Below are 2,877 nucleotides of genomic sequence, written 5' to 3'. Positions count from 1 at the left end.
CGCGCCCCCGGCACCGCACGCACCTTCTCCGGATCACCGTTGTACGGAACGTCCTCGATCAACGTCCCGTCCCGATCCAGCAACACCGCGTCGAACAGGACGGGGCCGGACGCGACCCGGTCGGCCCCGGAAACCCGGGCTGACCTGCGCTGATCCGGCTTCACCTGGTCCTGTCGCACAGCCGGCGGGTTCCCGACGCCCCGGGGAGTAAACGTCGACCCGAACGCGCCGCCGCGTCCCGTACGGTGCCGGCGGCGTCGACACGCCGGCCCGGGGTGGCGTTACCCGCCACCCCGGAGAAGCTAACCCGCGAGCGCCGTTAGGCCGGGCAGGGTCGGGGGTATGGGGGCGCAGTGGCGATTGTGGAGAAAGTGATCGAAGCTCCCCCGGAGCAGGTCTGGGCGGTGCTGGCCGACGGGTGGACGTACAGCGACTGGGTCGTCGGCACCGTGCACGTCCGGGACGTGGACGACGCCTGGCCCCGGGTCGGCAGCCAACTGCACCACAAGGCCGGGCCGTGGCCGCTTTCCCTCCAGGACTCCTCGACGGTGCTCGCCTGCGAGCCGCCGCGCCGGCTGGTCATCCGCGCCGGGCTCTGGCCGGCCGGCGAGGCGATCGTGGTCTTCACCCTCGAAGAGGTCGGTGCGGGGGCTACGCGGGTGCGCATCGGCGAAGACTTCGCCGCCGGCCCGCTGCGCTGGGTGCGCAACAAGGTCAACGACCTCGTGCTGCACCAGCGCAACAAGGAGACCCTGACCCGGCTGGCGGACATCGCCAAGCGGCAGAAGGCGGACGAGTGACGCAGACCGTAGTGGTGACCGGGGCGAGCGCCGGGGTGGGACGCGCCGTCGCCCGCCGGTACGCCGAGCGGGGCGCCCGGCTCGCCCTGCTCGCCCGGGGCGAGGCCGGCCTGGCCGCCGCCGAACGGGACTGCCGGGAGCTGGGCGCCGCGGAGGTACGCACCTACCGGGTCGACGTGGCCGACGCCGGCGCGGTGCAGCAGGCCGCCGACGACGTGGTGCACCGGTTCGGCGGGATCGACGTCTGGGTGAACAACGCCATGGTCTCGGTCTTCGCGCCGGCCTGGGAGATCCCGGCCGTGGAGTTCCGGCGGGTGACCGAGGTCAACTATCTCGGCACCGTGCACGGCACGCTCGCCGCGCTGCGCCACATGCGGGCGCGCGGGCGGGGGGCGATCGTGCAGGTCGGCTCCGCGCTGGCCTACCGGGGCATCCCGCTCCAGGCGGCGTACTGCGCGAGCAAGCACGCCGTCCAGGGCTTCAACGACTCGCTGCGGGCGGAACTGCTGCACGACTGCCCGGGGGTAAGGCTGTCGATGGTGCAGCTGCCGGCGATCAACACCCCGCAGTTCTCCTGGGTACGCACCCGGCTGCCCCGCCACCCGCAACCGGTGCCACCGATCTTCGCTCCGGAGGTGGCCGCGAAGGCGATCGTCTGGGCGGCCGACCACGGCCCGCGCGAGCTGAACGTGGGCGGCCCGACCTGGCGCGCCCGGCTCGGCGACGTCGTCGCGCCCGGCCTGCTCGACCGGAAGCTGGCCCGCGACGGCTACGACAGCCAGCAGACCGACGCCCCGATCGACCGGGCCGCCTGGCGGGACAACCTGGACCGTCCCGGCGACGACGAGCGGGACCGGGGCGCGGAGGGCGTCTTCACCGACCGGGCCCGCACCCGCTCGGCCGCCCTCTGGGTCGGTACGCACAAGCCGGCGGTCTCGGGGGCCGCCCTCGCCGGCCTGGCCCTGGCCCTGGCCGCCCTCAGCCGCCGCCTGCGCTGACCGGGCCGCAGCGGCTCCGACGCGGGCGTCGTAGCCCTCCGCAGGGACCGGATCACCGGCGGAAGGGGTGCCTTTTAGACCCGGATGCGGCAAGTGGCTACCCTCTCAGGGAGCCCTGTCCGCCGACCGAGGATGTCCGACATGATCGAACCCGTGCAGCTGCCCGCGCCCTGGCGGGACGCACGCCTGACCGTCGTGGTCCCCACCTACAACGAGGCGGGCAACCTCCCGGTGCTGGTCGAGCGGCTCCTGGCCCTGCCGCTGCCGGGCCTGAAGATCCTCGTCGCCGACGACAACTCCCCCGACGGCACCGGCGAGGTGGCGGACAAGCTGGCCATCGAGCACCCCGACCGGATCCAGGTCGTGCACCGGGCCGGCAAGGAGGGCCTCGGCCGGGCGTACGTGGACGGGATCGGCCGTGCGCTCGACGGCGGCGCGGAGTACGTGGCGCAGATGGACGCTGACCTGTCGCACCCGCCGGAGGCGCTGCCGGGCATGCTCGGCGCGCTGCTCTCCACCCAGGCCGGCGTCGTGATCGGCTCCCGGTACGTCCCCGGCGGCGAACTGGACGAGAACTGGCCGCTCTACCGGCGGGCGCTCAGCGGCTGGGCGAACCTCTACGTGCACACGCTGCTGCGGGTGCGGATCCGCGACCTCACCGCCGGCTTCAAGATCTGGCGGGCGGACGCGCTGCGGGACATCGGCCTGGAGCGGGTGCAGTCCAACGGCTACAGCTTCCAGGTGGAGATGCACTACCTCGCCACGAAGCTGGGGCACACCATCCTGGAGGTGCCGATCCGCTTCGAGGAGCGGCGCGACGGCGCGTCGAAGATGACCACCGCCACCAAGATCGAGAGTGCCCTGATGCCGTTCAAGCTGCGCACGAAGCACCGCAACGTCGAGCGCTGACCGCGTCATCCGCCCCACCTCCGCTGCCGGCCGCGGCTGACGCCGGGCCGGCGGCGGGTCAGCGGTAGACCGCCCGGTGGGCGGCGTCGATCGTGGCGGCGTACACCGGGCCGGTGAGCGCGCGGTCGCGGGCCAGGGCGGCGCGCGCGGCGTTCGCGCCGGGCGCGCCG

At 73.9% G+C, this 2,877-nt stretch carries 3 protein-coding genes and 1 pseudogene; 3 read left to right on the top strand and 1 reads right to left on the bottom strand.

From position 1 onward, the window contains the following. A pseudogene (locus ACWENR_RS30305) lies at positions 1-179 on the bottom strand (HAD-IIIA family hydrolase); the annotation flags it as partial. Between the two features lie 192 nt (positions 180-371). On the opposite strand from ACWENR_RS30305, the gene ACWENR_RS30300 reads away from it, so the two are divergent. From ACWENR_RS30300 to ACWENR_RS30290, 3 genes are all read left to right on the top strand, one after another. Continuing rightward, positions 372-800 carry an SRPBCC family protein gene (locus tag ACWENR_RS30300; protein WP_452280361.1) on the top strand — a complete coding sequence of 143 codons (429 nt, stop codon included), beginning with the start codon at positions 372-374 and terminating at the stop codon, positions 798-800. Beyond that, the gene (locus ACWENR_RS30295) at positions 797-1,798 is read left to right on the top strand and encodes an SDR family oxidoreductase (RefSeq protein WP_452280360.1); all 1,002 of its coding nucleotides are present in this window, start codon (positions 797-799) and stop codon (positions 1,796-1,798) included. Before ACWENR_RS30300 ends, ACWENR_RS30295 begins: the two co-directional genes overlap by 4 nt. A 141-nt stretch (positions 1,799-1,939) precedes the next feature. Then, positions 1,940-2,707 carry a polyprenol monophosphomannose synthase gene (locus ACWENR_RS30290; protein WP_091095806.1) on the top strand — a complete coding sequence of 256 codons (768 nt, stop codon included), beginning with the start codon at positions 1,940-1,942 and terminating at the stop codon, positions 2,705-2,707. The last annotated feature ends 170 nt before the right edge of the window (positions 2,708-2,877 follow it).

The sequence above is a fragment of the Micromonospora sp. NPDC004336 genome, assembly GCF_053602615.1.
This window is presented reverse-complemented; position numbering and strand designations above follow the sequence as displayed.